This window comes from Candidatus Marithrix sp. Canyon 246, assembly GCF_001723685.1.
Lineage (GTDB): Bacteria > Pseudomonadota > Gammaproteobacteria > Beggiatoales > Beggiatoaceae > Marithrix.
Window position 1 is genome coordinate 285,539 of sequence record NZ_MCBX01000038.1, and the last position, 24,462, is coordinate 310,000.

The 24,462-nt window shown below is 34.0% G+C and carries 28 protein-coding genes; 13 read left to right on the plus strand and 15 right to left on the minus strand.

Features of this window, described 5'->3' with window-relative positions:
• Positions 1-339 precede the first annotated feature (339 nt).
• Positions 340-579: a hypothetical protein gene (locus tag BHU68_RS14040; RefSeq protein WP_069472639.1), complete on the minus strand. Its 240-nt coding sequence runs from the start codon at positions 577-579 to the stop codon at positions 340-342.
• Positions 580-656: 77 nt separating this feature from the next.
• On the opposite strand from BHU68_RS14040, the gene xth reads away from it, so the two are divergent.
• Genes xth through BHU68_RS14055 form a run of 3 tightly spaced genes read left to right on the plus strand, consistent with a single transcriptional unit; the run spans position 657 to position 4,178 of the window.
• Positions 657-1,469: an exodeoxyribonuclease III gene (gene xth, locus BHU68_RS14045; protein ID WP_069472638.1), complete on the plus strand. Its 813-nt coding sequence runs from the start codon at positions 657-659 to the stop codon at positions 1,467-1,469.
• Positions 1,470-1,495: 26 nt separating this feature from the next.
• Positions 1,496-3,301, plus strand: coding sequence for a WD40 repeat domain-containing protein (locus tag BHU68_RS14050; protein ID WP_069472637.1), 1,806 nt, complete (start codon positions 1,496-1,498; stop codon positions 3,299-3,301).
• 4 nt (positions 3,302-3,305) lie between these two features.
• Positions 3,306-4,178: an LPS-assembly lipoprotein LptE gene (locus BHU68_RS14055; protein WP_069472636.1), complete on the plus strand. Its 873-nt coding sequence runs from the start codon at positions 3,306-3,308 to the stop codon at positions 4,176-4,178.
• Between the two features lie 55 nt (positions 4,179-4,233).
• On the opposite strand, the gene BHU68_RS14060 is transcribed toward BHU68_RS14055, so the two are convergent.
• Both BHU68_RS14060 and BHU68_RS14065 read right to left on the minus strand, forming a co-directional pair.
• The gene (locus tag BHU68_RS14060; RefSeq protein ID WP_069472635.1) at positions 4,234-5,307 is read right to left on the minus strand and encodes a sulfite exporter TauE/SafE family protein; all 1,074 of its coding nucleotides are present in this window, start codon (positions 5,305-5,307) and stop codon (positions 4,234-4,236) included.
• Between the two features lie 13 nt (positions 5,308-5,320).
• Entirely contained in the window at positions 5,321-5,557 is a 237-nt protein-coding gene (locus BHU68_RS14065; RefSeq protein WP_069472634.1) for a hypothetical protein, read from the minus strand.
• A 131-nt stretch (positions 5,558-5,688) separates the two neighbouring features.
• Between BHU68_RS14065 and BHU68_RS14070 the strand changes: the two genes are divergently transcribed.
• Positions 5,689-8,100, plus strand: a complete 2,412-nt coding sequence (locus tag BHU68_RS14070; protein WP_069472633.1) for a beta-propeller domain-containing protein — start codon at positions 5,689-5,691, stop codon at positions 8,098-8,100.
• 183 nt (positions 8,101-8,283) lie between these two features.
• Here the strand turns inward: BHU68_RS14070 and BHU68_RS14075 are convergent, their stop codons facing one another.
• Positions 8,284-8,700, minus strand: a complete 417-nt coding sequence (locus BHU68_RS14075; RefSeq protein ID WP_069472632.1) for a c-type cytochrome — start codon at positions 8,698-8,700, stop codon at positions 8,284-8,286.
• A gap of 456 nt (positions 8,701-9,156) precedes the next feature.
• On the opposite strand from BHU68_RS14075, the gene BHU68_RS17415 reads away from it, so the two are divergent.
• The 6 genes from BHU68_RS17415 (at position 9,157) to BHU68_RS14100 (ending at position 11,577) form a co-directional block, all read left to right on the plus strand.
• Positions 9,157-9,324 (plus strand): hypothetical protein, encoded by a 168-nt coding sequence (locus BHU68_RS17415; protein WP_171899693.1) that lies wholly within the window; start codon positions 9,157-9,159, stop codon positions 9,322-9,324.
• Positions 9,299-9,490 carry a hypothetical protein gene (locus tag BHU68_RS14080; RefSeq protein ID WP_069472631.1) on the plus strand — a complete coding sequence of 64 codons (192 nt, stop codon included), beginning with the start codon at positions 9,299-9,301 and terminating at the stop codon, positions 9,488-9,490. Before BHU68_RS17415 ends, BHU68_RS14080 begins: the two co-directional genes overlap by 26 nt.
• 169 nt (positions 9,491-9,659) lie before the next feature.
• A complete protein-coding gene (locus BHU68_RS14085) occupies positions 9,660-10,127 on the plus strand; it encodes a hypothetical protein (protein ID WP_141700000.1) in 468 nt (155 codons plus the stop codon).
• Between the two features lie 30 nt (positions 10,128-10,157).
• A complete protein-coding gene (locus BHU68_RS14090) occupies positions 10,158-10,394 on the plus strand; it encodes a hypothetical protein (protein ID WP_216092613.1) in 237 nt (78 codons plus the stop codon).
• 39 nt (positions 10,395-10,433) lie between these two features.
• The gene (locus tag BHU68_RS14095) at positions 10,434-10,721 is read left to right on the plus strand and encodes a helix-turn-helix domain-containing protein (protein ID WP_069472629.1); all 288 of its coding nucleotides are present in this window, start codon (positions 10,434-10,436) and stop codon (positions 10,719-10,721) included.
• A gap of 13 nt (positions 10,722-10,734) precedes the next feature.
• On the plus strand, positions 10,735-11,577 hold the full coding sequence (locus tag BHU68_RS14100) for a zinc ABC transporter substrate-binding protein (RefSeq protein ID WP_069472628.1): 843 nt from the start codon (positions 10,735-10,737) through the stop codon (positions 11,575-11,577).
• A gap of 21 nt (positions 11,578-11,598) precedes the next feature.
• On the opposite strand, the gene BHU68_RS14105 is transcribed toward BHU68_RS14100, so the two are convergent.
• Together BHU68_RS14105 and BHU68_RS14110 are read right to left on the minus strand one after the other, a co-directional pair.
• Positions 11,599-12,777 (minus strand): lytic murein transglycosylase, encoded by a 1,179-nt coding sequence (locus BHU68_RS14105; RefSeq protein WP_069472627.1) that lies wholly within the window; start codon positions 12,775-12,777, stop codon positions 11,599-11,601.
• Between the two features lie 4 nt (positions 12,778-12,781).
• Complete coding sequence (locus tag BHU68_RS14110) at positions 12,782-13,438, minus strand: lysophospholipid acyltransferase family protein (RefSeq protein WP_069472626.1); 657 nt, start codon at positions 13,436-13,438, stop codon at positions 12,782-12,784.
• 35 nt (positions 13,439-13,473) lie between these two features.
• Between BHU68_RS14110 and BHU68_RS14115 the strand changes: the two genes are divergently transcribed.
• The 3 genes from BHU68_RS14115 to BHU68_RS14125 are packed head-to-tail and all read left to right on the plus strand — an operon-like array spanning position 13,474 to position 14,957.
• Positions 13,474-14,187 (plus strand): DUF6402 family protein, encoded by a 714-nt coding sequence (locus BHU68_RS14115; RefSeq protein WP_069472625.1) that lies wholly within the window; start codon positions 13,474-13,476, stop codon positions 14,185-14,187.
• A 9-nt stretch (positions 14,188-14,196) separates the two neighbouring features.
• Positions 14,197-14,547: a P-II family nitrogen regulator gene (locus BHU68_RS14120; protein ID WP_069472624.1), complete on the plus strand. Its 351-nt coding sequence runs from the start codon at positions 14,197-14,199 to the stop codon at positions 14,545-14,547.
• Entirely contained in the window at positions 14,544-14,957 is a 414-nt protein-coding gene (locus BHU68_RS14125; RefSeq protein WP_069472623.1) for a CBS domain-containing protein, read from the plus strand. Before BHU68_RS14120 ends, BHU68_RS14125 begins: the two co-directional genes overlap by 4 nt.
• Positions 14,958-15,003: 46 nt before the next feature.
• On the opposite strand, the gene BHU68_RS14130 is transcribed toward BHU68_RS14125, so the two are convergent.
• From BHU68_RS14130 to BHU68_RS14170, 9 genes are all read right to left on the minus strand, one after another.
• Entirely contained in the window at positions 15,004-15,180 is a 177-nt protein-coding gene (locus tag BHU68_RS14130) for a rubredoxin (RefSeq protein WP_069472622.1), read from the minus strand.
• A 12-nt stretch (positions 15,181-15,192) separates the two neighbouring features.
• Positions 15,193-16,272, minus strand: coding sequence for an FAD-dependent oxidoreductase (locus BHU68_RS14135; protein ID WP_069472621.1), 1,080 nt, complete (start codon positions 16,270-16,272; stop codon positions 15,193-15,195).
• Positions 16,273-16,284: 12 nt separating this feature from the next.
• Entirely contained in the window at positions 16,285-17,181 is an 897-nt protein-coding gene (locus BHU68_RS14140) for a hypothetical protein (RefSeq protein ID WP_069472620.1), read from the minus strand.
• Positions 17,181-17,525 (minus strand): hypothetical protein, encoded by a 345-nt coding sequence (locus tag BHU68_RS14145; RefSeq protein WP_069472619.1) that lies wholly within the window; start codon positions 17,523-17,525, stop codon positions 17,181-17,183. Before BHU68_RS14145 ends, BHU68_RS14140 begins: the two co-directional genes overlap by 1 nt.
• Before the next feature lie 22 nt (positions 17,526-17,547).
• A complete protein-coding gene (locus BHU68_RS14150) occupies positions 17,548-17,805 on the minus strand; it encodes a hypothetical protein (protein WP_069472618.1) in 258 nt (85 codons plus the stop codon).
• A 12-nt stretch (positions 17,806-17,817) separates the two neighbouring features.
• Positions 17,818-18,072: a DUF4258 domain-containing protein gene (locus BHU68_RS14155; RefSeq protein WP_069472617.1), complete on the minus strand. Its 255-nt coding sequence runs from the start codon at positions 18,070-18,072 to the stop codon at positions 17,818-17,820.
• Positions 18,073-18,165: 93 nt separating this feature from the next.
• Complete coding sequence (locus BHU68_RS14160; RefSeq protein WP_069472616.1) at positions 18,166-21,033, minus strand: CHAT domain-containing protein; 2,868 nt, start codon at positions 21,031-21,033, stop codon at positions 18,166-18,168.
• A 260-nt stretch (positions 21,034-21,293) separates the two neighbouring features.
• The gene (locus BHU68_RS14165; protein WP_069472615.1) at positions 21,294-22,838 is read right to left on the minus strand and encodes an ATP-binding protein; all 1,545 of its coding nucleotides are present in this window, start codon (positions 22,836-22,838) and stop codon (positions 21,294-21,296) included.
• On the minus strand, positions 22,835-24,346 hold the full coding sequence (locus BHU68_RS14170) for a fumarate hydratase (RefSeq protein WP_069472614.1): 1,512 nt from the start codon (positions 24,344-24,346) through the stop codon (positions 22,835-22,837). Before BHU68_RS14170 ends, BHU68_RS14165 begins: the two co-directional genes overlap by 4 nt.
• Positions 24,347-24,462: the final 116 nt, after the last annotated feature.

Genomic DNA, 24,462 nt, shown 5'->3' on the forward strand with positions numbered 1-24,462 from the left:
AGGTAACATTGAATGCGACCAACATCCAATGCACCTAATCATAATTTATTACTAGGTAGGTGTAGTTTGTAAATTATGATACTGAATATATAAGCAGTTATTATGCCATACATTCATGTTAGAAAGAGTAGGTGCATCTAAATGTGACCAGCATTCATTGCACCAAACCATCACATATAAACTAGGTAGGAGTAGTTGTTTGTATGGTAGCTTATATAATGCAATAGTAGTGCCATATTAACAGGTTTAAACTGTCAATTTTTTTAACATCAACAGCTTTCCAAAGCCCATGAGTTTGGCGACAAGCTACACAAATCGCATTGCATTCTCTTCCCCCATTTATCTAACTCCGTTGCCAACAGTACAGCATTTTGAATCCAGATTTATATTGACACTACCAGCTTTAACACTCATAATGTTTTCATTACCACTACCATAACTCTCAGCAGTTGCAATATTATCACCCTGATGATGATTTTTAATATCAACTTCAAGATTGCTTCTCACATCTGCCATAAGTAATTGGCTAGAGATCATAGAAGTGGCAAATAAGAGCATAAAAATTGTATTATGATTCATATTCTTCCTTTAAAATAAATGTTCAAAATATTTATAATATAAAATCAATTAGTTAATTATTTTTTTAATACCATGTTATGTCAGATACAAGTCTAAAGTTTCAAAAAAATGTCACACAATTAAAAATTGCAACATGGAATGTAAATTCTATACGTGTTCGTCTTCAACATCTATTAGATTGGTTAGAAAAATTTGAACCAGATATTATTGCTTTACAAGAAACTAAAGTTATTGATGAACAATTTCCACTTGCAGCTATAGAAGCGGCTGGTTATCATGCAGTTTTTGCTGGGCAAAAATCTTATAACGGCGTAGCTTTATTAAGCCGCTTACCAGCTCAAGATGTTATTAGGGATATTCCCAATTTAGAAGATTCACAGCGGCGTATAATTGCTGCAACTTTTGGCAAACTCAGAATTTTAAATTTATATGTGCCTAATGGAGCAAATCTTGAATCTGATAAATATCAGTATAAATTGGATTGGTTAGCAAAAGTACATGATTATATTAGTGACAACATTAAAAAATCTCCTGAGTTAATTGTATTAGGAGATTTTAATATTGCCCCTGAAGATGCGGATGTTTATGATCCTAAAGCTTGGCAAGGTAAGATATTAGTTAGCCCAGCTGAACGTGCCGCTTTACAAGCATTAGAAGATTTAGGTTTAGATGATACTTTTCGTTTATTTGAACAACAAACCGATAGTTTCAGTTGGTGGGATTATCGGATGGGCGCGTTTGTTCGTAATCGCGGTGTACGTATTGATTTAATTTTAGCTAGTAAGCTTTTAAGTAACAAATGTCAGAGTTGTAACATCGATACTAAACCTCGTAGTTTAGAACGCCCTTCAGATCATGCGCCAATTATAGCGTGTTTTGATATAATATAAGCTTTTCACTGATGGAGAAATTTAAAATGAAAAAACCATATTTAATTTGTTTATTACTTGGATTCACTTACAGTTCCACACTTATAGCGGAATGGAAAATTACTGAAGCTCACAAATGGTGGCGACATAAAGCTCCAATTTTAAGTGTAGCTTTTTCTCCAAATGGTCATTGGTTAGCTACTGGTAGTATGGATAAGACTATTAAAGTCTGGAATCTGAAATCTGGAAGATTAAAATATCATTTTAAGGGGCATAAAAAGCTAATTAGAGCCATTGCTTTTTCACCTGATAATAAATGGTTAGCATCTAGTAGTGCAGATCGTACTGTTAGAGTTTGGAATTTAGCTTCTGGTAAATTTCATTATCGTTTAGCAGCGCATCCTAGTTCAGTTTGGTCTGTTGGTTTTTCTCCAGATTCTGCTTGGTTAGCATCTGGCAGCAAAGATAAAACCATTAAAACATGGAATATCAAAACTAAGAAATTACAACATATCTTAGCAGGGCATAAAGATGGAGTTGCTACTGTAGCTTATTCGCCTAATAGTCACATTTTAGCTTCAGGTGGTATTGGTGGTATGGTGAAATTATGGAATTTGAAAACTGGACAATTAGAAGATACACTTTCTAAACATAAAGATGAAATTTGGTCAGTAGCTTTTTCGCCTGATGGTAAATTATTAGCTACTGCTAGTAAAGATAAAACTATTAAAATTTGGCAGACTAAGTCATATCGTTTATTGAAAAGTTTGAAAGCTCATAGAAATGGAGTTAGTTCTGTAGTATTTTCTCCTGATAGCGAATGGATAATTTCAACCAGTATTGATAATAGCGTCAAATTTTGGAATATAGCAGATGGGCAATTAGAACATACAGTATCTGGTGGTAATAATAATGATTGGTTATGGTCAATTGCCATTTCTCCTGATGCTAAATGGTTAGCTGCTGGTGGTGCTGATCGTGCCGTGAAATTATGGCAATTACAATTACATGATGCTTTTAAATCAATTCCAAATGAATTGTTGTGTCAATCTGCATTATCAAAAATATGGATTAATAATCCCCGCTCTTTTAACAAAATCAGTAAGGCTTATAAGCGTGAACAAAAGCGTTGTAATAGCAAGTTAAATCAACTACGTACTGTTAATAAAACTCTGAATAAATTACAGCAACAAGCTCAAACGAGACAAACTAATGCTTCTAAAAATCAAACTGCTTTAAAAGCAAGGCGTGAAAAATTTGAACAAGCACATAGTATAGATGTCAAAGTATCAGCGAAAAAACAAAAGCAAACTTATAATTCTTATCAAACAGCTTTAAGAAGCTATAATAAAAGTCAACAAACATTAGCTAAACATCAAAGATCCATTGCAGCGGCTAAAGCAGCAATCAGAACAGAGCGCAAAAAAATGAGACCCTATGTTAGAAAACTAGATGTATTACATAGAGAATTAGCAGCAGCGCGTTTCAAAATTTTCAAATCAGAAATTGAACGGAAAAAACAAGTACAAGTTCAGAAAACATTTGCTTGTAAAACCACAATGACAATTAAAGATTGCCAAAAACAATCAATTTTAGCATCTAAACGTCAAGCGGTTGTAAAAGCAACTAATAGTTTAATTGATAACATCAGTTGGTCCAAGTTATTTCCCAATATTTCTAAAAACAAGAAAACCAAGTTAATACAACAAATGCGTAAAACTATTACAGTAAGTTTATTATCATATAAAATATTAGATAAAGGTTTTAATAAAGACTACAGTGTATTTACCAAAATACGTGCAACTGCAAAAGCTCAAGTTTCAACACAATCACGAGACTTATTTTTGTTTTAAACATATGAGAATTATTGTAATATTAACATTATTAATCAATCTAAACAGTTGCGGCTTTCATTTACGTGGAGCTAAAGGTTTAGATTTTTCATATATATATATACAATCAGAATCTGCTGATGCTGTTGCTGTTAAAGTCATGCAACTGTTAAAAGAGCGCGGAATACAAATATTAAAGACAGCAGATGGCGCACAAGCTATAGTCTATTTACGTAATCAAGGTGTAGATGAACGTATGATAACTATTTCATCTACAACCGGTAAAATAGCTGAGTTTGAATTAAATTTCCATGTAGATATGGAAGTTCGTCGCCCAGACGATACGGTATTACTAGAAAAAAGACGACTCAGTATATTACGTGATTATCGTTTTGATGAAACCGCAGTTTTGGCAGCAGGAGTGGAATCTGAAATGTTAAAACAAGAAATGTTTCGTGAAATCGTTGCACAAGTTATGCGTAGATTAGAGGTGCTAAAATTAGGTAAAATACAATTAACTACAATTAAGCTTAAAGGTTTAAAACCTAGTTATTCTATAGGAGACAACTTGAAACTGGATTTAATAGAAAAAACTGCCAGAAGTTATCCAATAGATATTTGGCTAACTTTATCAAAAGGAACAGATTTATTATTTTTAACACCTTCAAAAGATCAAACATGGAAAATTAACCAACAAGCAAAAGCTTGGCAAACATCAGTAGCAATAACAAAAAGACGACATCATTTATTAAACTTTACAATACCAGCTGATATTGAAGAAGGAAAATATATCTTTCGTGCTGTTTATACTCACAGTGGTGCGACTTTAGACTTGCAAGATCTAAATTCAGCTATTTTGAGATCTAATATTGTTGAAGGGGAAATTGTTATAGAATAGTAGTCTAAAGACCTGTCAGGTTTTCAAAACCTGACAGGTCTGATAATAGTTTATATTAATTAGCAGCCGCTTGTTCTTTATTATGTTTCATGTAGCCACTAATGAGCGCGTAAAGGATAATAACTGCCCCAACACCCAAAGCAAAAATCAACATAACATAACTAGTCTTATCTAAAAACTGTATGGTATTTTCACTCAAAGTACCCATACCCCACCATTCTTCCAAATATCCCATTTTGGAGAGATAAACTGGTACCATCAAACCACGACTAACTAAAACCAACATCATAATTACGCCCATGACGATTTTAACTGTGTAATCTTTGACATAGGTAGTTCCAATTGCGCCCAATTGAATACCAAATAGTGAACCGGCTAGGATAACCATTGCTAAACGAATATCAACATAACCCGCTATAGCATATTTGATTGTACCGCCCATTCCCATTATAAATGCGATTACTAATTCTGTTGCTGATGCCATTAAAGCAGGTACACCTAAGACGTACATCATAGCTGGCACTCCGATAAATCCGCCAACAGCAATAGTAGCAGCTAACATTCCAGTCAAAAAGCCAATCGGAATCGTGAATAATACTGATACTTTTGCCCCAATACTGGGAAAATACATCATAGTGCCCGGAATATTGACAGATTGTACCCAAAGTGCTAGTTTAGTGGTTTTTGCAGTACCATCCGTACTACCAGATTTGTAAATTTTTATAGCGTCACGGAGAACATAACCACCAACTACAGCTAATACCACTACAAAAACCATAGAGACGTAAAGATTTGATCCAACATCCCCAAAAGTTTCTTTAATTTGGGTTTGTATCGTCGCACCATAAAGTACTCCAGCTTCAGCAGAAATTCCTAAAACAATACCAAGTTTAACATCAACTTGTCCATATTTGGCTCGTTTCATTGAACCTATCAAAGCTTTAGGGAATTTATGACACATATTACTAGCAACCGCCATAATAGCCGGCACACCCATGCTCATCATAGCAGGAGTTAAAACAAAAGCACCACCTGAACCGATAAATCCACTTACCAAGCCGCCGACAAAACCGACAAAGAAGAGGAAAAGTACGTTAGATAATTCTAGATTAATAAAACTAATTTCCATTTAAGTTACAATCCTATGATTTTTTTGTTGTTTTTGCTTTAACGCCTAATAAGTCCCAAAAATGGCCAGTAAAGCCACCATGTACTATCGAAAACAGAAAGGCAATACTTACAGGTACCATAAAATACCATCCACCTTGTTTTGACCATTCCAAAATTTGTTCATTAAAATGATAGAGTAAATAATAGCAAGTCGCACTCATAACACCTAATAATACAGTCATAAAAACTGCATTCCTTTTACTTTCCATTAAAAAGCATTCTCCTTTAGTAAAAAAGAATATAATTATAACAGAATATAGTTTTATAGTCAAAAGCTCAAATATTTTGCATTTAAACAAAAATAACCTATAATATATACTAATTAACATTGAGGTGTATTATGAAACAGATATTTTTATTGACTATTATATTTAATTTATTGCTTGTTAGTGAAAGCTATGCTTTACAAAAGGTAGAAAGTTGTTCTACAATGGTATCAGAATTTAAGCAAGCCGCTATTAAGAAAATGGAACAAAGATTAGATCGCAATCTTGAGATGGTTCTTAATCGCGACTGGTGTTATCCAATAATTTTAAATGCTGCACCCGAAAAATCCACTAGTGGTGATGAAGCAACAACTGGAGCAACAGAATATTCTGAAACTAATGTGCAAGTATCTGGTGTTGATGAAGCGGATTTTGTTAAAAACGATGGTACTTATATTTATATTGTAGCGCATAATCAATTTAAAATTGTAAAAGCATGGAAACCTGAAACAGCGGCTGAAATTTCCAGTTTTAAAATTGAAGGTATTCCTAAAAAAATGTATGTCCATAATAAACGCGCTTTTATTTATTCTTCTTTAGAACCAATTGTATCAACACCACCAAATATTTATATAAGAACAGATCACAATATTCAGAAAGAATGTACTTATGGCTATGATTGTGAATTTACTGGCGATGGGCGTGAATTAAAGATTACTGTGCTTGATATTTCTAATGTCGAACAACCACGTTTAGTTAGAGAAATTAAATTTTCTGGAGCTTATTTAAATTCTAGGCGAATTGATAATTCAGTATATTCAGTTGTTGTATTTCCAGAGCCAATAATTAAGGGAATTAAATATTTTCCTGAAGACATTTATAACAGTCAATTTTGCGATGAAAAGCCGCAACCTATTGCTGATATGACAGCGATTTTCGATGAATTAAAAGCTAAAAATAAAGCATTAATTGAATCAACAGAAATAGAAGATTTTTTACCTACAGTTAAAGATTCTCTTAATAAAACTCCATTTGAACAATGCGATAATTTTTATGTTGGTGAACAAGGTAATAGCTTCTTATCAATTTTATCCACAGATATAAATACCGATACTCAACTAAATGCTACAACTATTTATGGTAAATCAGGCGCAGTTTACGCCTCTAATTCTGCATTATATATTGCTTCTAGGTTTGATACAACCACGGAAATTAATAAATTTGCTTTACCAACTATTAAATATAGTGGTAGCGGCACAGTAAAAGGGCGAGTGCTGAATCAGTTTTCAATGGATGAATATAAAGGTTTTTTCCGTATTGCAACAACTACTGGGCATTTGCCAAATCCTGATACACATAGCACTATTTCTATTTTAGAACAACTAGATAATAAACTAGTTAATGTTGGAATTATTGATAATATTGCGCCTACAGAGGATATACGTTCAGCACGATTTATTGGTGATAAAGGCTATATTGTTACTTTCAAAAAAACTGATCCCTTATTTGTATTAGACTTATCTAATCCTAAGCAACCAGAAATTGCAGGAGAATTAAAAATTCCCGGCTTTTCAACCTATATGCACCCACTTGATGATAAGCACTTGCTTACAATTGGCTATGATGCAATAGACAAAGGCGCTTTTGCATTGTTTCAAGGTATTATGTTGCAAATTTTCGATATTTCAAATATGAATAAACCTAGTTTAGTTCATAAAGAAATAATTGGTTCACGCGGTTCTAGTTCTGAAGCGGCAACAAATCATTTAGCTTTCAACTATTTCCGTTCCAAGAAATTACTTGCACTTCCAATGAATATTTGTGAAAAAGCTGAGCAGCATGATATAATGACATTTGCTGGCTTATTAGTTTATAAGATAGACGCTGAAACTGGCTTTGAATTAGTTAGAACAGTGCCTCATGTAGCCCCCGAAACCCGCAACAAATACCAAGGATATTGTTATAATTGGTGGACACAATCAAATACTTATGTAAAACGTTCTATTTTTATGGATGACTATGTATTTTCGATTACAGAAGATACTATTAAAGCAAACAAACTAGATAGTTTAGAAACAGATATTGCAATTATCCATTTAACCGACAAAAATAAATGCGACAACTTACATTTAGACCAATGCTTTACAGAAAAAGATTGCTTATCAAACAATGGAATCTGGCAAGATGAAAGTTGCCGCTTAGCGTCATACAAACTACTACGTACATCAAATCCCAAGCTTTGCACAGCTAATTACAATGACCAACAATTAAAGATTCCATGTGTTCATATAAATGATACCCAATATCAAGCAATACTATCTAATAAAAGCAAAGATATTGAATTCAAACTTGAAGAAAATGAAAAAGCAACAATAAACCTAACAGCAAGAGGATGTGAAGTGGTTTATAAAGCAGCGAATACAAAAGAAATAAAAATTCCTTGCATTAAAACCACTAGCAACTCTAACTTATATTCAGCGAAATTTAAACTGTTGGATACAGATCCATTTGTTATGGAATTGCTAAGTGTTGGAGAAACAAATTGATAAATTGCTTTAGGTTGGATAAAAAGACAAATTTATGTGATGGTATTTACGTATTTTATAAATCATCAGTTAGTGAAAATTTCACTAACTGATGATTTATAAGCAGCCGCTAGTTTATCAATTCCACTAATTACATCATTATGTTTATTTAAAGCATTATAATTAATAATTAGATACCGAGAATTACTGATCCTTAGTGGCTTCTTTTAAATATTTAATAAGGTCAGCACGTTCTTGCTTTTTCTTAATACCTGCAAAAACCATATTATTTCCAGGAACATATTTTGCTGGATTTTCTAGAAATACCCACAACGAATGTTCATCCCAATTGATTCCTTTTTTCCGCATACTATCAGTATAAGCAAAATTTGGTGTTGTGCCAATTTTCTTTCCAATTAGACCATTTAGATTAGGGCCCATTTTGTGTTTTCCATGTTTCTCTACAGTATGGCACCGACTGCACTTTTGCTTAAATATTTTAGCTCCTGATGTAGCATTACCTTTGTAGATAATTTTTAGTTTATTTTTAGCACTCACGTTTCCAGAGAATCCTATGAGAAGATAACATGTTACAAGACTTAAGATAAATGGTAATTTCATATTAATATCTCTTTAAAAAATATAGAAAGACAAAGTATACTCATTTCAAGCACACTTATCAAGTAAAATCTTCATTAAACCCTAAAAATCGTAAATTACACAATAGTATCATTTGCTTATATATAGTTCAAATCCTTCATTTTTTATAAATTATACCATAACATAGCGTGCTTGGTTCTGGTATAATTTACTAAGTGATGTTACGCATTGCCATTAAAACATTACAAAAAGCAAGATAACTATTAACTATACAAGTTGATTTAGGTGGCGGTTATAATCGTAATGCTGTACGTCTGATTTTAGCCGAAATTCAGGGTGAGCATGGGCAAAATGTTGTCGATAATTTGATTCGTCAATTTAATTTAGATACAGTATTTGGATTGAAACCCGGAACTGTATTTAAATATTAATATCGCCATATATGATGATGATCAACAATTAATAGCGGCAATGTCAATGTATGAAAAAAATTTATTAACTCGTCATGATTGCCAATTTCATTGGCAAATTTTTACTCAATTTTATCAAAAAACATTTGATGAAAAATGGGGCATTGCTACTCTAAACTATGGTTTTAATTTAATAAGGAGAATAAATAATGAGTTTAGCCTATATTTACCATAATGACTGCATAGCCCATGATATGGGTGCAACACATCCAGAAAGTCCACTAAGAATCAGTGCAATAGAAGAGCAACTTAAAACTTCTAACTTATTTTATTTATTAAATCATCACGAAGCACCCTTAGCAACAATCTCAGAACTTGCTCGCGTACACGACATAAAATAGATTAATAATGTACTTTATTTTCAAAAGATGAAAATGATTATCTCGATCCCGACATTTTAATTACTCCTAAAACTCCTCAAGCAGCTTTACGGGCTGCTGGTGCAGTGATTTTAGCAACATATTTAGTAATATGATGCAGCTTTTTGTTGTACCCGTCCACCCGGTCATCATGCTTTACCTGATCAAGCTATGGGTTTTTGCTAAATATTGTTATAATCGGTGGACACAATCAAATACTTATGTAAAACGTTCTATTTTTATGGATGACTATGTATTTTCGATTACAGAAGATACAATTAAAGCAAACAAACTAGATAGTTTAGAAACAGATATTGCAATTATTCATTTAACCGACAAAAATAAATGCGACAACTTACATTTAGACCAATGTTTTACAGAAAAAGATTGTTTATCAAACAATAATAAAAGCAAAGATATTGAATTCAAACTTGAAGAAAAGGAAAAAGCAACAATAAACCTAACAGCAAGAGGATGTGAAGTGGTTTATAAAGCAGCGAATACAAAAGAAATAAAAATTCTTTGCATTAAAACCACTAGCAACTCTAACTTATATTCAGCGAAATTTAAACTGTTGGATACAGATCCATTTGTTATGGAATTGATTAGTGTAAAATAACCGATCTATTTTATTGACACATATACGGCAATGCAGTATAATAATCGTATGGTATTTATAGAAACGTTATTATTCACTAAAATTTTGCCTGATTATCTATCCGATGATGAATATCAGGCATTACAAGTATATCTTATGGAACACCCTAACGCTGGTATAATTAGGGGAAGTGGTGGAGTTAGAAAAGTTCGTTGGGCTATTGGAAAAATAATACAGATGAAACATGGATGCTTACTTTATACGCAAAAAATGAAAAAGAATCCATAGCAGGGCATATTCTGAAACAAATAGTACAGGAAATTGAAAATGGCTAATCGTGATATAGGTATTGAGATACTTGAAGGGATAAAAGAAATAAAAAAATATAAAAAAGGAGAAATTCAACTAAAAGTAAAAACATTGAATGACCCTTCACCAGCACATGTAATTCGTAAGAAATTACAATTATCCCAATCAGCTTTTGCAAGCTTAATGGGTGTTAGTGTAAGAACAATACAAGATTGGGAACAAGGAAGACGATCCCCAAAAGGACCTTCTAAATCTCTTTTAAGAGTGGCAGAACAACACCCCGAAGTTTTTACAGATATTCAATAAACAAATAATGAGAATGATAAAAAAATTAAAATATATTACGATATTAACTATATTAGCTTTTAATGCACAAGCTAATGAACCAAAGGTAGTTGTAACTATAGCACCTATTCATAGTCTGGTGACAGAAGTCATGAAGGGAGTTGCTAAGCCATATTTATTATTAAAACCCGGTGAATCTCCACATACTTATAATTTAAGACCATCGAAAGTACGGCGGTTACATGCCGCTAATTTAATTATATGGGTTAGTTCAAATATAGAAAGTTTTTTAGAAAAGAGTTTAAGAACTATTAAGGTTCCTAAAATACAGCTAATTGATTTGCCAAATTTGAAGTTATTAAATACTGATCCACATATTTGGCTTGATCCAAATAATGCACAAGTCATGGTACAAGCAATAGCCGCTAGTTTAGCTAAGATTGATTCAGTTCATGCTCAGACTTATGTAAACAATGCTAATAATTTAGTTATAAAAATTAAAGCATTAGATCAACAATTAAAACTAAAATTAGCTCCAATACAAGATTTACCATATTTAGTTTTTCACGATGCTTATAAATATTTTGAACATCATTATAAATTAGCCGCTGTAGCAAGTATTAAATTATCACCAGAAGCTCGTCTAAGTGTGAGACGTGTATATAAATTACGTAGGCAGATAAAACGCCAAAATATCCGCTGTATTTTTAGTGAACCTCAGTTTCAGTCACCATTAATCAGAATTCTCACTGAAGATACTTCAGTTAAACATGGCATATTAGACCCATTAGGTAATGGGTCATATTTTGAATTATTAAATGGTTTAGCTAAGTCATTAACTGAGTGTTTAAAAACTATCAGACCTGACAGGTTTTAAAAACCTGTCAGGTCTTTAGCATTAGAATCTTCCTTTTAAACGTTTTAATAACTCAAGTCCTGCATATCCGTCAGGACGTTCTCCCATTTTTCTTTGATAGGCGCGAATAGCACGTTTACTATTTGGTCCAAGCATTCCATCAACACCATAGGTATTAAATCCTTTTGATGTTAGTAATCTTTGCACTTCTTTTTTCTCACGAGAATATAATGGACGATCTCCTTTGGGCCAGCTTGCTATAATTCCACTACCACCTGCAATTTGATCTCCTAAATAAGCCACTCCTAAAGCATAACTATCTGCATTGTTGTATCTTTTTATAACTTTAAAGTTTTTTTGCACTAAAAAGGCTGGACCTTTATAACCTACTGGTAATAATAAGGATGCTGTATAATATGATTTTGGTAAATCTGAATTATGAGCCGTTGTCACACCTAAATTACCCCAAGTGTATAAAGGTTTTCTACCACTTATTGATCTAATATCATGAGGTAATTTAACTTCCATTCCCCATTTTCTATAACGTTTCCAGCCATTTTTAGATAAATAATTAGCAGTTGATGCTAAAGCATCTGGAATACTATTCCACAAATCACGACGACCATCACCATCAAAATCAACAGCATAAGCTTCATAAGTGGTAGGAATAAATTGGGTATTTCCCATCGCGCCTGCCCATGAACCTTGCATTTGATCAACTGATATATCCCCTCGATCTAAAATACGTAATGCTGCCATTAATTGAGAGCGTCCAAATTTCTTTCTACGCCCAGTATAAGCAAATGTTGCTAAAGAACGAATCACATTCATTTTACCAAAATAGCTACCATAATTCGTCTCCATGCCCCAAATAGCAATCAGATATTTACCGGGTACACCATATCTTCTGGAAATACGCTTTAATAAACTAGAATATTGCTTATATCGTTTCTTACCATTAGAAATTCTAGTTTTAGAAACTGCTCGATCTAAATAGTCTGATAAAGGTTTGACAAATTCAGATTGTCTAGCATTTTTCTTTAAAACTTCAGGATCAGGTGTTACACCAGCAAAAGCAGCTTCAATTGTACGACGAGAAATGCCTTTTTTCTGGGCATAAATCTTATATTTTGATAACCATATATTAAAATTATCTCCTGCAAATGCAGTATTGATACTAAAACACAGAAATATTGTAATAACAATAGATTTTATTTTCATAAATTTATCCTTCTAATAAAGATTGTAAATGTTGCAAATGATTTTCATCATCTAAATTAAGTGGTGGATATGTCACTATTTTTGCCTTACTACGCCAGAAAACACCACGTACCACATGCCCAGCTCCTTTAATACCTGATAAATGAACAGGATAAACTGGACAATTCATTTGTTTTGCTAGCCATATACTACCACGTTTTAATCTACGTGATTCACCCGGCAATACAAAAGTCGATTGTGGAAATATTGCAAGGACTTCACCGGCTTCTAAAGCTCGCAAAGCTACACGTAAAGCAATTTCAGCATGACGACTACGATCCACTGGAATACAACCAACTGCACGAAATAACCATTGTAAACCAAAACGCTCATATTCTTCACGAGCAATTAAAAAACGTATTGGGCGACGAGTAGCGGCAATCAATAAAAAACCATCTATACCTGATAGATGGTTAGATACTAGGATTGCTGGTCCATTTTTGGGTAAATCAATCGGTTTAGAATATTGTAAGCGATGATAATACTTACAAAATAATTGATTTAATCCTTCTACATAATTTAACCATGTTACATGCCAATTGGTTTTATTTGCCCGTAATATTATACGCTTTATCCACCAAAAAAGTGCAATCAATATTGCAATTATTATTAATGTAATCATATATCCTTTTGTTATTATTTTAATCTTTAAATTATATGTTTATAAGACCAAGAACTTCTGTTGATATTACCCAAATACCGCATGTTATGCGAGTTAATGATTGGGTAATTGCTGCCAATTTGTTGGAACAATGGTTTAATAACCCTGCTAATGATAATATACCTCCTGATACCACTACGGTTAAAATGGATGATTGGGTTTTACAATTCCGACGAGTTAGGCGCGTTTATGAACAAATGTTATCACAAAAAATTTGGCTAAATGATAAAGCCCAAATAGTTGTAGTTAAAATGTTACAACAACAGGGCAAATTAACTGATACTGAAACTGAGTTTGGAGATTTTACTAAACCTGTACCATTAATCAATGATGATTATATACAATATAGAACTGTTGGTAGTATCTGGGATCCTACTGATGATCTTTTTGCATCACTTGGTAGATTAACTTTAAGAATTGCGATCAAAGGTGTTGTGAAACCAATAGCAACTGGACATGCAATTTTTATTCAAGAACTAGGTATTTATAGTCGCGATTCTTTTGATTTTAAAGGTTCTCAACACTTAGGTTATTGGAATATGAATAATAATTATGGTGGTAAAAATTTTTTTAGAGGCAGCAAAGTTAGAAATGCTGACTTTCGTGAATGGAGTAAACAACATAATAGAGGTGGAAATTATCTCGTGTTTTCAGATTTAAAAACTATTAAGCTTAAAGGCGATGGTGATGTCTTTGAAACTACAATATAGGAATTCATTGTGCATTTTAAATTAATTATTGCGTTTGTCAATGATGATACTACTACTAGAGTGCTTGCTGCTGCTCGTAAAGCTGGTGCCACAGGTGCAACAGTTATAAATCATGCCAGAGGAGAAGGTTGTGCGCCTTCTAAAACTTTTTTTGGTTTAACTTTAGAAAATCAACGCGATGTTTTATTATTAGTCGTTGAAGAACATTTATCTCGCACTATTTTAGAAAAAATCGCTGATGTAGCTGGTTTTGAAGAAGATATGGGAGCTGGCATTGCGTTTCAAATTGATGTTGAAGATGCAGTGGGTGTATCTCATCAAGTTAAAGAGTTGACAGCAGTAATAGAGGAACAATTATGAGTGAGATTAAATTGATACGAGTGCGCGATGTTATGAAAACTAAATTTGATCGCGTTGATGGTATCACTACTGTTGCTGATGCTTTGCATAATATGCAATATCCAGAAGTCAGAGCTTTAGTAGTAAATAAGCGTCATGAAAATGATGAATTTGGCATGTTATTTTTTAAGGATATTGCTCGTAATATTTTGGCAAAAGATCGCGCTCCTGAACGAGTTAATGTTTATGAAATTATGGTGAAACCTGCTTTAAGTGTAAGACCAGATATGGATATTCGCTATTGTGCGCGTTTCTTTGATCAGTTTAAGGTATTACGTGTTCCAGTCATTGAAGATAATGAGGTAATTGGTATTGTTGGTTATTCGGATATTGTATTACGTGGTATGACAGATAAGTATAAATTTAATTAGTTTCCGAAAAAAAACCTGACAGGTTTTTAAAACCTGTCAGGTTTATTTAAATTTCTTCCATTTTAAAATCAGATTTGCTTACACCACAGTCTGGGCATACCCAATCTTCTGGTACATCTTTCCATGCTGTGCCTGCTGCTATGCCGTCATCTGGCCAGCCTTGAGCTTCATCATAAATCAAATCACAGACTGTACATTTATATTTTTTATTGTTTTGAGACATATAAATTCCTATTTATAATAAAAAAGGTACTTGTTTAGCTAAAGCGGCTTTTTCAGCAACTTTAGTACCTGTAAGTACAAAGCCCATTAATTGTTGCTGTTCTGTATAAAATAAAGCCTTAATATTTTCTTTGTCGGCTTCAATGTTCCATTTTCCTTTAATTCCTGCCGCTGGTGATGCAACTACAATTGGATATGCGGGTGTTTTTACTACTACTGGCATGGCTGGATATTTTACTGCTGTTGTTTGCCCGGTTAGGGTTTTTGCTAATGCACGAGCAGAATTCATTAATGGCATAACATATGGTAAGAATATACCTTCAACTTCTGCGCAATCACCTAGCGCGTATATGTTATCAGCACTGGTTTTTAAATATTTATCTACTACAATGCCTTGTTTAACTGCTAAGTTAGCGGCTAAGTCTATACGTGGGCGTAAACCGATGGCTGATAATACTACATCAGCCTCTAATTCTGTATTATCTGTAAGTGTTAATTTATAGCCACTATCTATGTGTTTAATTGCCTGTTCAAGATAAAATTTAACCCCTATATTTTCTAATGCTGTTTTTAAGCATTGCCCTACTTCTGGTGGTACTAAGTTTCCTAATGGATGTGAAATTGGATCAATTAAACTAACTTGAAAATTACCATATTGTTGTAAATCATTGGCAAATTCACAACCGATTAATCCAGCACCTATAATTGCTACTGTTTTGGCATCTTTTAAGGCTGTGCGAAAATTAGCATAATCTATTAAGTCATTAACAGAAATAATTTTATCTGATAAGGGTATTGGCTTCGCTCCTAAAGCTAATACCAATTTACTATAATTTAAACTTTCTATATCTGTGACTTGAGTGTGGGTTAAAATTTCAGCATTTAATTGCTCAGCCATTTTAGCTACTGGAGTTGTTATTAAGGCTTCAGCAGATTTGTTTTTAGCAAAAGCATTAGATAACATTGGTTTAGAATAAAAATTGCCATCATCATTAGTGATTAATTTTAATGGGGAATCCTTATCAATTTTGCGTAATTCACGCGCAACGGCATAGCCGGCTAAACCTGTGCCTATAATTGTAATTGGGTGCATTTTTGTTTACTCCTATATTAATTTCAATTTGTCATCCTCGGAACCACGCCAGAGATAGGATGTTAAATCTTTTCCTTGTTGTTTTTCTTCTGCCGCGTTGCTTGGTAGTTTCCAACGTAGTTGTTTGTATAATTCGTGGCGATATAAGTCAAAACTGGATTCTATTAGTTGTCCATAAGTTGCCGCTGCTTGTAGCATCCAACGGTATGCTAATATAATCGTTATTATACTTATCGCTATTGCCCAGTAACTGTATATAGTCCATACTAAAAATAATAATCCCCATAGCCAAATTCTAGCTGTTGCTTCTAAATTGGCTCGTGCTGTTGTCAGTTCGGTTTTTACGCTTTCTGGTAAAATTAGCCACAAGCGGGGCCAACATATGAATATGTTTAGTCCATATTTTTCTCCGGGGCGTGATTCTATTGCTCGTAGTAGGTTGCCTAATCTTGTTGGTAAGCGTTGTTCCAGTTTGGGTATGTACATTAGTTGCCAATCTAAGTCGGCATATTCTGCGAATTCGGAGCGGCTTAGTGGTGGAAGTCCTTTGTAATTTTTTTGAGCTAGTTCTTGAAAACGTTGCTGTTTTCGTTCAATTATTTTATTTTGCCATTTGATTATCCATTTCGGCAAATAATAGCCTTCTAATATTCTGATTATTACTGTGTCAAAACGACTTAGGATACTTGATATTATTGCTATGATTATTATTATTGATAATATCGTTACTATTAATACTGATTTGCTAGTGCTGTTGATCAATTCAATTAAATCTATCGGACCATAGCCATGATGATATAACCACGCTATTAATCCACCTAACCAAAATAGTACGCCCGATTTTATTAGGATTGTTATTCCTTTATCTATCGGACTATTCATCGAATTTTCACTTAAATCTGGTGCCATTATATTTCGTCAGTGAGTTGTAGTGGTTGGTTATGTTCAGAACATTCTGGTGGAGTTTCCCCAGCTCGATTTTGTAGCCAAATATAGTCGCATTTTGGGCATTTATAGACTTTAATGCCTATAGGTACTTGAATCATTTTGCCTAGTAGAGGATTATATCCTCTAGTTGCCTCTGCTTGTTTTTGTTGCGGCTGATCCATAAAATCAGTATCTTCCAATAAATCTGAAATATCCGCCGCTAGAGCATCTGCTTGTTCTAGTTTTTGTTCTAATTGTTGCTCTAATTCTTCATTATCAGTACGATAATTACGAGCTTTTGATAAAATTTCTTCTGTTTTTGTCATGTTTTATACTCCAAAAATTAGTTTATAGCTTTCTATCAAGATACTGATGAATAACCGAACTCATAAGTATCTGATATGGCATACCGAGACTTACAGCTTCTGCTTTAAGCCTAGAAATATCATTTTCAAGCAGACTTACAGTAACTGTTTTCTGTTTTTGTGTAGTATTTAACGCCATTTGCTTAATAGCATTGATAGTAGTTTCTTGATCTAATTCAGGTTCAAATTCACCGCGATCTAAAGCGGCTAAAAGTTCTTTTTCATCATCTGTGTATGTCATATTTGTGATCTCTTATGAAATAAGGTGTTTATATTTCTTGTGATAAGTTCTACTAGGGAATACCGTTTTTAAAAAAATTCCTTGCTTATCTTCCACAAACGGAACAATATGGATATATCCTTGAATATTGACTATAAAAATTCTTTGATGTGGATATTGCTCTTTGTTTGGGTGATCTTCAATAGCTATTAGTACATCATCAAAGTATATACCTCGTTGTTGTTTTAATATTTTATTCTTTTCTAAGTTCCAACGGATAGTACGCATAGAGTTAATTTACTAAATTCTGTTATTGTCATGTTTTATACTCCAATATAATTTTAGACCTGACAGGTTTTAAAAACCTGTCAGGTCTGATGGTTATATTCCAACAAACCCAAACGCTGCCCAATGAAATGGATGTTGATATGTCCGTTTGTCTGAATTTGACATGTGGAGCTGCAAATGAGTTGCAGTTGCTTTTGCCATTCTGACTGTTTGTTTACCAGCGCGAACGTCTTTAAAATATTTGAGTTTTTCAGCATCGGTGGTATCACGCATCCAAATCTGTGCTTGTCGTAAGGCTTGTACCGGTTCTAATTTTTCGATACGCCATAAATCATAAAAGTATGATATTAACATCATTGTGCTTAAATCTGCAACTGTCCAAAGGGATGCGGCAACACCTGCTACTCCGGCTTGTAATAGCCCGGTTGGTAAGTTTACCACTTCATCAGGTAAATCTAACCCAGCTAAACCAGTTTCACAAGCTGATAATGTTACTAATCGTATGCCCTTGAGGCGTAATTTTAGCAAATCTGCTACCGTTAATGCCTCATTATTTGCCATGACTAAGCCGCTTTGTGCTGGATTTTCCAAGTTTGCAAAACCATGACCAGAAAAATGTAAGACATTATAGTTTGGTAAAGCTTCTATAATAGCAGCGCGTGTTGCCTTTTTCTCTTTTAATACTTCATGTTGTGGAAAATGAGAAATAACGGTTTTAACTTCAGGTTTGGTATTAGGTAATCGGTTAGCGGAGACTGGCAAAGGCTCTTGAATCGCTAATAAATTATCTGGGCTGATTTGTGCTGCTATTTGTTGAGCTGCATATAAACTACGAGCATTAGGCACATAGGCAATAGTTAAAGCATCTAAGGCATAATATTTACCAGTTGGTTTGGTCTCATCAACTTTCCAAGCTGCATGAAGTGGTAATAAGTTTAATAAACCAGTTGGAATAAAAGTACAGTAAGCATCTTTTGGTAAAGCCTCAATTACGGGTTCCATAATGCTTGACCATAACCATTGTGTGATTTCTTCTAGGAATTTAAGCCATTTTTCTTCAAACGATTTTTTATCGTTTTTATTTTCTGCATAATGCCATCTTTTATAAGATGTTAAGTAGATAGTTATAAGCTTGTTGAAGTTCTCAAATTCCGGTAGCCAAACTGGTTTAAGATTGTTATCAGAAACAATCAAAGCCAATCCACCTTCATCAGTGGTGAGCAGATAAATAAGCATGGTATTTTTAGCAGCTATGGCAATGTCTTTAAATTCTGGTTCTGTTAAAAAATCTTCATAGCCATCTATTTCACGAATAGCGGCAATGCTTGCATCTAATTTTTTACGAGCTAATTGTAATTGTTCTCTATTTGTTAAACTTTGTGCTTTTTGCCAAGCGGCAATCGCGTCTTTATAAGCCTGATATAAATCTTGCCGCTGAGACTTTAAGTTTTCTAAATCAGCCCGTTCACGCGCTAAAGTTTCACTCAATAATTGTGCTAAACCACGTTCCAACGTCACTGCGGCTAATTCAAATTGTTCTGTCTTTGCATAGGCATAAGCGGCTTTAGCAGCTAAACCTTGAATATCTTTTAACCATGATTCTTGATGTTGACGTAACAATTGGGTTTGTACAAGGCGTGTACCCGATTTATAAGCATAGGAATAGGCTTCTGTAACTTCCTGCCATGATTTACGTTCAAAAGCCCATTGTAGCCAGTTTTTAGCACTTGTTAATCCAGCTTCAAGTGCAATTTCCAATCCTTTTTGTGCTGCTGTTTCATAGGCTTGTTTGCCTTGTTCTAAATCTGCTCGTTTGCCACTAGTGTCATAGCGTTTACGAAGTCCGTTAGCCAGAGTATTCAGCAAACTAGGTAGATAAGACGAATTATCTGGGATTAACTTTATTGCCTGTTGCGAATACGCGATACTTTCTTCTAAATCTACCAGATTGCCGCTAATCTTGTAGTAGTCACGGAGTCCATTAGCCAAATTGTTAAGCAAACTTGGTCGCTCACGTGAATTTTCTGGTGTCAGCGTTTCTGCATTTTGTAAATACAAAATGCTCTCTTCCAAGTCCTTCTGATCGCGGCTGTGATTGTAGCTATCTTTGAATGCAAGAGCCAGATTGTTAAGTCTATTTGGCAAATCAGGCGAATCATTGGGGGTATGTTTCACAAGCGATTGCAAGTTAGAAATGCTTTTTTCCAAGTATTCTTTGTGGTTGCTATTGTTGCGGTCTTTAAAAGTAGCCAGATTGTTATGCAAGCTTAGCTGTAACTCAGATAAATGATTATCAGAAGCCAGTTTCACCGCCTTTTCTAAATATGATATGCAGTTTTCCAAGTCTTCCCGTTTTCCATAGCGATGATAGCGTTCATTGAGACGATTAGCTAGATTGTTGAGCATATTTGGCAGCTCAGAGGAATTATTGGAAGCCTGTTCCACCGCATTTTGCCAAGACAATATGCAGTTTTCCAAGCCTTCTGGGTCGTGGCTGTGAGAGTAATATTCTTTGAATCCTACTGCTAGATTGTTGAACCTCCTTGACAACTCTGGCGAATCCTTTGGGGTATGCTTAACTGCTTGTTTACAATAACAGATGATCTTTTCCAAGTCTGCCAGTTTCTTGCTGTTACTGTAGTGGTCTCTGAAACCATCAGCAAGATTTTGGAGTATTTTTGGCAAATCAGTCTCGGGGGTCAACTCTAAGGCTTTTTGCTTTAATGAAATATACTTATCTAAATCCGCCAAGTTACCTATCACTTTATAACGATTATTATATGTAATAGCACTATTATGAAGTAGCCCCAAACGTGAATCATTGTCAATACTATCAAACTCAGGATGATTTAAAATCTCTTTCCATATTTCAATGGCATCATTTAAACCTTGTATATCATTATATTGTGTATAGCGATCTTCGGCTGCATTGGCTTTCTCTATTTCGAGTTGGAAATTCATATTTTGGTCTCAATGTTAGAACTGTTATTTAGCGTAGCGTCTGATTGATATAAATTATATCACAAAATCTACATGGATTACATATAAACAGTTATCAGTTATCAGGAATTTTATTGTTCCTGATTTGAAATTTTCATATGAATCTCAATTATTAAGTTTTCAGAGACATTTTATCAGGATAAATGAATAAAGCAAATTAACAAATCCATGCTTATATGCAATCCCTGTAGTTTTTATTTTTCTTAGCAAGGATTCAAAAATTAACTAACCAATTCCCAATCAAACCGACTAATATTCTTAGCCTCTGTATCAAATTCAACACCAATCAAATAAATAGTAGCAGCACTATCTTGATATTTTTCAAAGTAGCGTTGTTGTTTTATTTGTTGTAAGGCACTATTTTGGTTTGAGTTATCAGCTAATTTAAATTCTATAATATAAACTTTGTCATCTAATTTGAGAGTTAAATCTATTCTGCCACGATTAGTAGTATCTTCCCCTATTAATTCCACACCTAATGCCGCTAAGTAACAATAAAACACTGAGGCATAATAACCTTCATAGTCATTCATGGGATTGTTTACATACCAATTATATGGAATCGAGGCAAATAAGGCATGAAATGTTTTTTCTAAAGTTTCAAAATCTGCCGCTTCTAGTGATTCATATAAAGCAATTTTGTTATTTTCTTGAGTAGTAAGATCTGTTGTAGTTAAATCATGTAGGATATAATCTGTCAAACTCATTTGGACTTCTAAATTAGGATAAGAAAGTTTAAACACTTGCCTAACTCCAACTTGTTTTTGTCCAGTAATGGTTAGATAACCAGTTTGAAATAACAAGGTTTCTAATTCAATTCTATCTATATCAAAACTGCTTAACAGGGTTTCGGTGCTTTTAACATTTTCTAAATTAGGTAGAAAATATTGTTGATTTTTAATAAGTTTTAATAAAAATGAAGGCGTGGCAGTTTCAAACCAATAATTTTGAAATTGCATACTATCTAAATAAAGCAACACATCATAGGGATTATAAACAGGTTCTCCCAAAAAATTATAGCCATTATACCAGCGTTTAAGCAGAGACAAATCAACCTCTTCCAGTCTATCTTGAAAAGTTGTTTGCAGTTCTTCAGATGTATAACCACACAAACAAGCATAACGACTATCCAAAGTAATGTCTTTTAAATTATTCAATCCACTAAACAGGCTAACTTTGGAAAATTTACTCACTCCAGTCAGAAAAACAAATTTCAGCCATTGATCACAATCCTTGATGACTGAGTAGAAATTTTTTAAACCTTCTCTCATTTTTATGGCAAGGGGAGTGTCGGTGATATTGTCAAGAATTGGTTTATCGTATTCATCAATTAGAATTACTACTTGTTGTTGATATTTTTGGTAAAGTTTTCGGATTAGTTCTTGAAATCTTATATTGGGTAAGCTGTATTTATTTTCTATCTGATAACTTTCAAATAGATGATCCAAATTGTAGCTTAAGACTTCATTTAATTGCTCTGGAGATTCAAGAACTCCAGCACCAAAACTTATATGAATGACGGGATATTTTACATTCCAATCCCACAAAGGTTCCAAAAATCGCCCTTGAAAATATTTTTTCTCAGCTAAAAAGGCTTGTTTTAAGGTATCAAGAAACAAACTTTTGCCAAAGCGTCTCGGGCGAGATAAAAAATAATATCTGCCATTGTCAACCAGTTGTTTAACAAAATGAGTTTTGTCAACATAGTAACAATTTTCAGATTTGATTGAAGTTAAGGTTGATGCACCTATTGGTAATTTTTTCATCTTTTTTGATAACTAATCTTATTATAACTGGCTGGTCCTATTTGATGCACTGATTTGCCAGTTACATCTACTGCTACTGTTACTGGCATGTCTTTTACTTCAAATTCATGGATTGCTTCCATTCCTAAGTCGGCAAAGGCTACTATTCGCGCTGAACGTATGGCTTTGGATACTAAATATGCCGCTCCGCCTACCGCCATTAAATATATTGCTTTATGTTTTTTGATGGCTTTTATGGCTTCGGGACCACGTTCGGCTTTTCCTATCATGCCTATAATGCCAGTTTTTGCTAACATCATTTCTGTAAATTTATCCATGCGTGTTGCTGTGGTCGGTCCTGCTGGTCCAACTATTTCATTAGCTACTGGATCTACTGGGCCTACGTAATAGATAAAACTATTTTTAAAATTTACTCCTGCTGGTAGTGGTTTGCCTGCGGCTAGTAAATCTGCAATACGTTTATGAGCTGCATCGCGCCCAGTGATTATTTTTCCTGTTAATAATAAGCTTTCTCCGGGTTGCCATTCAGCAATTTGTTCTGCTGTGATTGTATCAAGATTGACTCGTCGTGTTGTTGCTCCTGCTTCCCATGTTACTGATGGCCAATCTTCTAAGTTTGGTGGGTTTAAATTTGCTGGACCAGTGCCGTCAAGTGTAAAGTGTGCATGACGAGTGGCAGCACAGTTGGGTATCATTGCTACTGGTAAGGAGGCGGCATGAGTTGGATAGTCTAGTATTTTTACATCTAAGACTGTTGTTAGTCCGCCTAATCCTTGCGCTCCTATGCCTAAAGCATTGACTTTTTCATATAATTCTAAGCGCAATTCTTCAAGTTTATTTGATGCTCCTCGTGCTTGTAATTCTTGAATATCAATCGCTTGCATTAGTGATTGTTTGGCTAATAACATGGCTTTTTCTGCGGTACCACCAATGCCGATTCCTAAGATACCGGGAGGACACCAACCAGCACCCATTTGAGGCACTGTTTTTAATACCCATTCAACTATATTACCACTTGGATTTAAGATAGTAAATTTTGATTTGTTTTCAGAGCCACCACCTTTAGCTGCAACTGTGACTTCTACAGTGTCACCGGCAACTAGTTCAGTGTGAATTACTGCGGGTGTATTATCTTTGGTATTGCGACGAGTTCCGATTGGATCGCTGACAATTGAAGCGCGTAATTTATTATCTTGATTATTATAAGCTTGTCGCACCCCTTCATTTACCATATCTGCAATACTGTTATTAGTATTCCAACGTACATTCATGCCAATTTTAAGAAATACCACGGCAATACCGGTATCTTGGCAAATTGGGCGATGACTTTCAGCACACATACGCGAATTAACTAAAATTTGTGCGATTGCATCTTTAGCAGCCACTGATTGTTCACGATCATAAGCGGCAGCCAAGGCTTTGATGTAATCAACTGGATGATAATAAGAAATAAATTGAAAAGCATCGGCAATGCTTTGGATAAAGTCTTGTTCTGAAATTGTTGGCATAATAGAATTTGTTTAAATGATTATAATATAAAATGTGTCGTATTTTCAACATCCTGAAAATTATCTGATATAAAATCAAATGATAATTTTCATTATTAATAATAAGATATTATGTA

What these genes read in the sequence shown, in the direction of transcription:
- BHU68_RS14040 (WP_069472639.1), bottom strand. Translation starts at nt 579, where the DNA reads ATGAATCATAATACAATTTTTATGCTCTTATTTGCCACTTCTATGATC.
- xth (WP_069472638.1), top strand. Translation starts at nt 657, where the DNA reads ATGTCAGATACAAGTCTAAAGTTTCAAAAAAATGTCACACAATTAAAA.
- BHU68_RS14050 (WP_069472637.1), top strand. Translation starts at nt 1,496, where the DNA reads ATGAAAAAACCATATTTAATTTGTTTATTACTTGGATTCACTTACAGT.
- BHU68_RS14055 (WP_069472636.1), top strand. Translation starts at nt 3,306, where the DNA reads ATGAGAATTATTGTAATATTAACATTATTAATCAATCTAAACAGTTGC.
- BHU68_RS14060 (WP_069472635.1), bottom strand. Translation starts at nt 5,307, where the DNA reads ATGGAAATTAGTTTTATTAATCTAGAATTATCTAACGTACTTTTCCTC.
- BHU68_RS14065 (WP_069472634.1), bottom strand. Translation starts at nt 5,557, where the DNA reads ATGGAAAGTAAAAGGAATGCAGTTTTTATGACTGTATTATTAGGTGTT.
- BHU68_RS14070 (WP_069472633.1), top strand. Translation starts at nt 5,689, where the DNA reads ATGAAACAGATATTTTTATTGACTATTATATTTAATTTATTGCTTGTT.
- BHU68_RS14075 (WP_069472632.1), bottom strand. Translation starts at nt 8,700, where the DNA reads ATGAAATTACCATTTATCTTAAGTCTTGTAACATGTTATCTTCTCATA.
- BHU68_RS17415 (WP_171899693.1), top strand. Translation starts at nt 9,157, where the DNA reads ATGTATGAAAAAAATTTATTAACTCGTCATGATTGCCAATTTCATTGG.
- BHU68_RS14080 (WP_069472631.1), top strand. Translation starts at nt 9,299, where the DNA reads ATGAGTTTAGCCTATATTTACCATAATGACTGCATAGCCCATGATATG.
- BHU68_RS14085 (WP_141700000.1), top strand. Translation starts at nt 9,660, where the DNA reads ATGCTTTACCTGATCAAGCTATGGGTTTTTGCTAAATATTGTTATAAT.
- BHU68_RS14090 (WP_216092613.1), top strand. Translation starts at nt 10,158, where the DNA reads ATGCAGTATAATAATCGTATGGTATTTATAGAAACGTTATTATTCACT.
- BHU68_RS14095 (WP_069472629.1), top strand. Translation starts at nt 10,434, where the DNA reads ATGGCTAATCGTGATATAGGTATTGAGATACTTGAAGGGATAAAAGAA.
- BHU68_RS14100 (WP_069472628.1), top strand. Translation starts at nt 10,735, where the DNA reads ATGATAAAAAAATTAAAATATATTACGATATTAACTATATTAGCTTTT.
- BHU68_RS14105 (WP_069472627.1), bottom strand. Translation starts at nt 12,777, where the DNA reads ATGAAAATAAAATCTATTGTTATTACAATATTTCTGTGTTTTAGTATC.
- BHU68_RS14110 (WP_069472626.1), bottom strand. Translation starts at nt 13,438, where the DNA reads ATGATTACATTAATAATAATTGCAATATTGATTGCACTTTTTTGGTGG.
- BHU68_RS14115 (WP_069472625.1), top strand. Translation starts at nt 13,474, where the DNA reads ATGTTTATAAGACCAAGAACTTCTGTTGATATTACCCAAATACCGCAT.
- BHU68_RS14125 (WP_069472623.1), top strand. Translation starts at nt 14,544, where the DNA reads ATGAGTGAGATTAAATTGATACGAGTGCGCGATGTTATGAAAACTAAA.
- BHU68_RS14130 (WP_069472622.1), bottom strand. Translation starts at nt 15,180, where the DNA reads ATGTCTCAAAACAATAAAAAATATAAATGTACAGTCTGTGATTTGATT.
- BHU68_RS14135 (WP_069472621.1), bottom strand. Translation starts at nt 16,272, where the DNA reads ATGCACCCAATTACAATTATAGGCACAGGTTTAGCCGGCTATGCCGTT.
- BHU68_RS14140 (WP_069472620.1), bottom strand. Translation starts at nt 17,181, where the DNA reads ATGGCACCAGATTTAAGTGAAAATTCGATGAATAGTCCGATAGATAAA.
- BHU68_RS14145 (WP_069472619.1), bottom strand. Translation starts at nt 17,525, where the DNA reads ATGACAAAAACAGAAGAAATTTTATCAAAAGCTCGTAATTATCGTACT.
- BHU68_RS14150 (WP_069472618.1), bottom strand. Translation starts at nt 17,805, where the DNA reads ATGACATACACAGATGATGAAAAAGAACTTTTAGCCGCTTTAGATCGC.
- BHU68_RS14155 (WP_069472617.1), bottom strand. Translation starts at nt 18,072, where the DNA reads ATGCGTACTATCCGTTGGAACTTAGAAAAGAATAAAATATTAAAACAA.
- BHU68_RS14160 (WP_069472616.1), bottom strand. Translation starts at nt 21,033, where the DNA reads ATGAATTTCCAACTCGAAATAGAGAAAGCCAATGCAGCCGAAGATCGC.
- BHU68_RS14165 (WP_069472615.1), bottom strand. Translation starts at nt 22,838, where the DNA reads ATGAAAAAATTACCAATAGGTGCATCAACCTTAACTTCAATCAAATCT.
- BHU68_RS14170 (WP_069472614.1), bottom strand. Translation starts at nt 24,346, where the DNA reads ATGCCAACAATTTCAGAACAAGACTTTATCCAAAGCATTGCCGATGCT.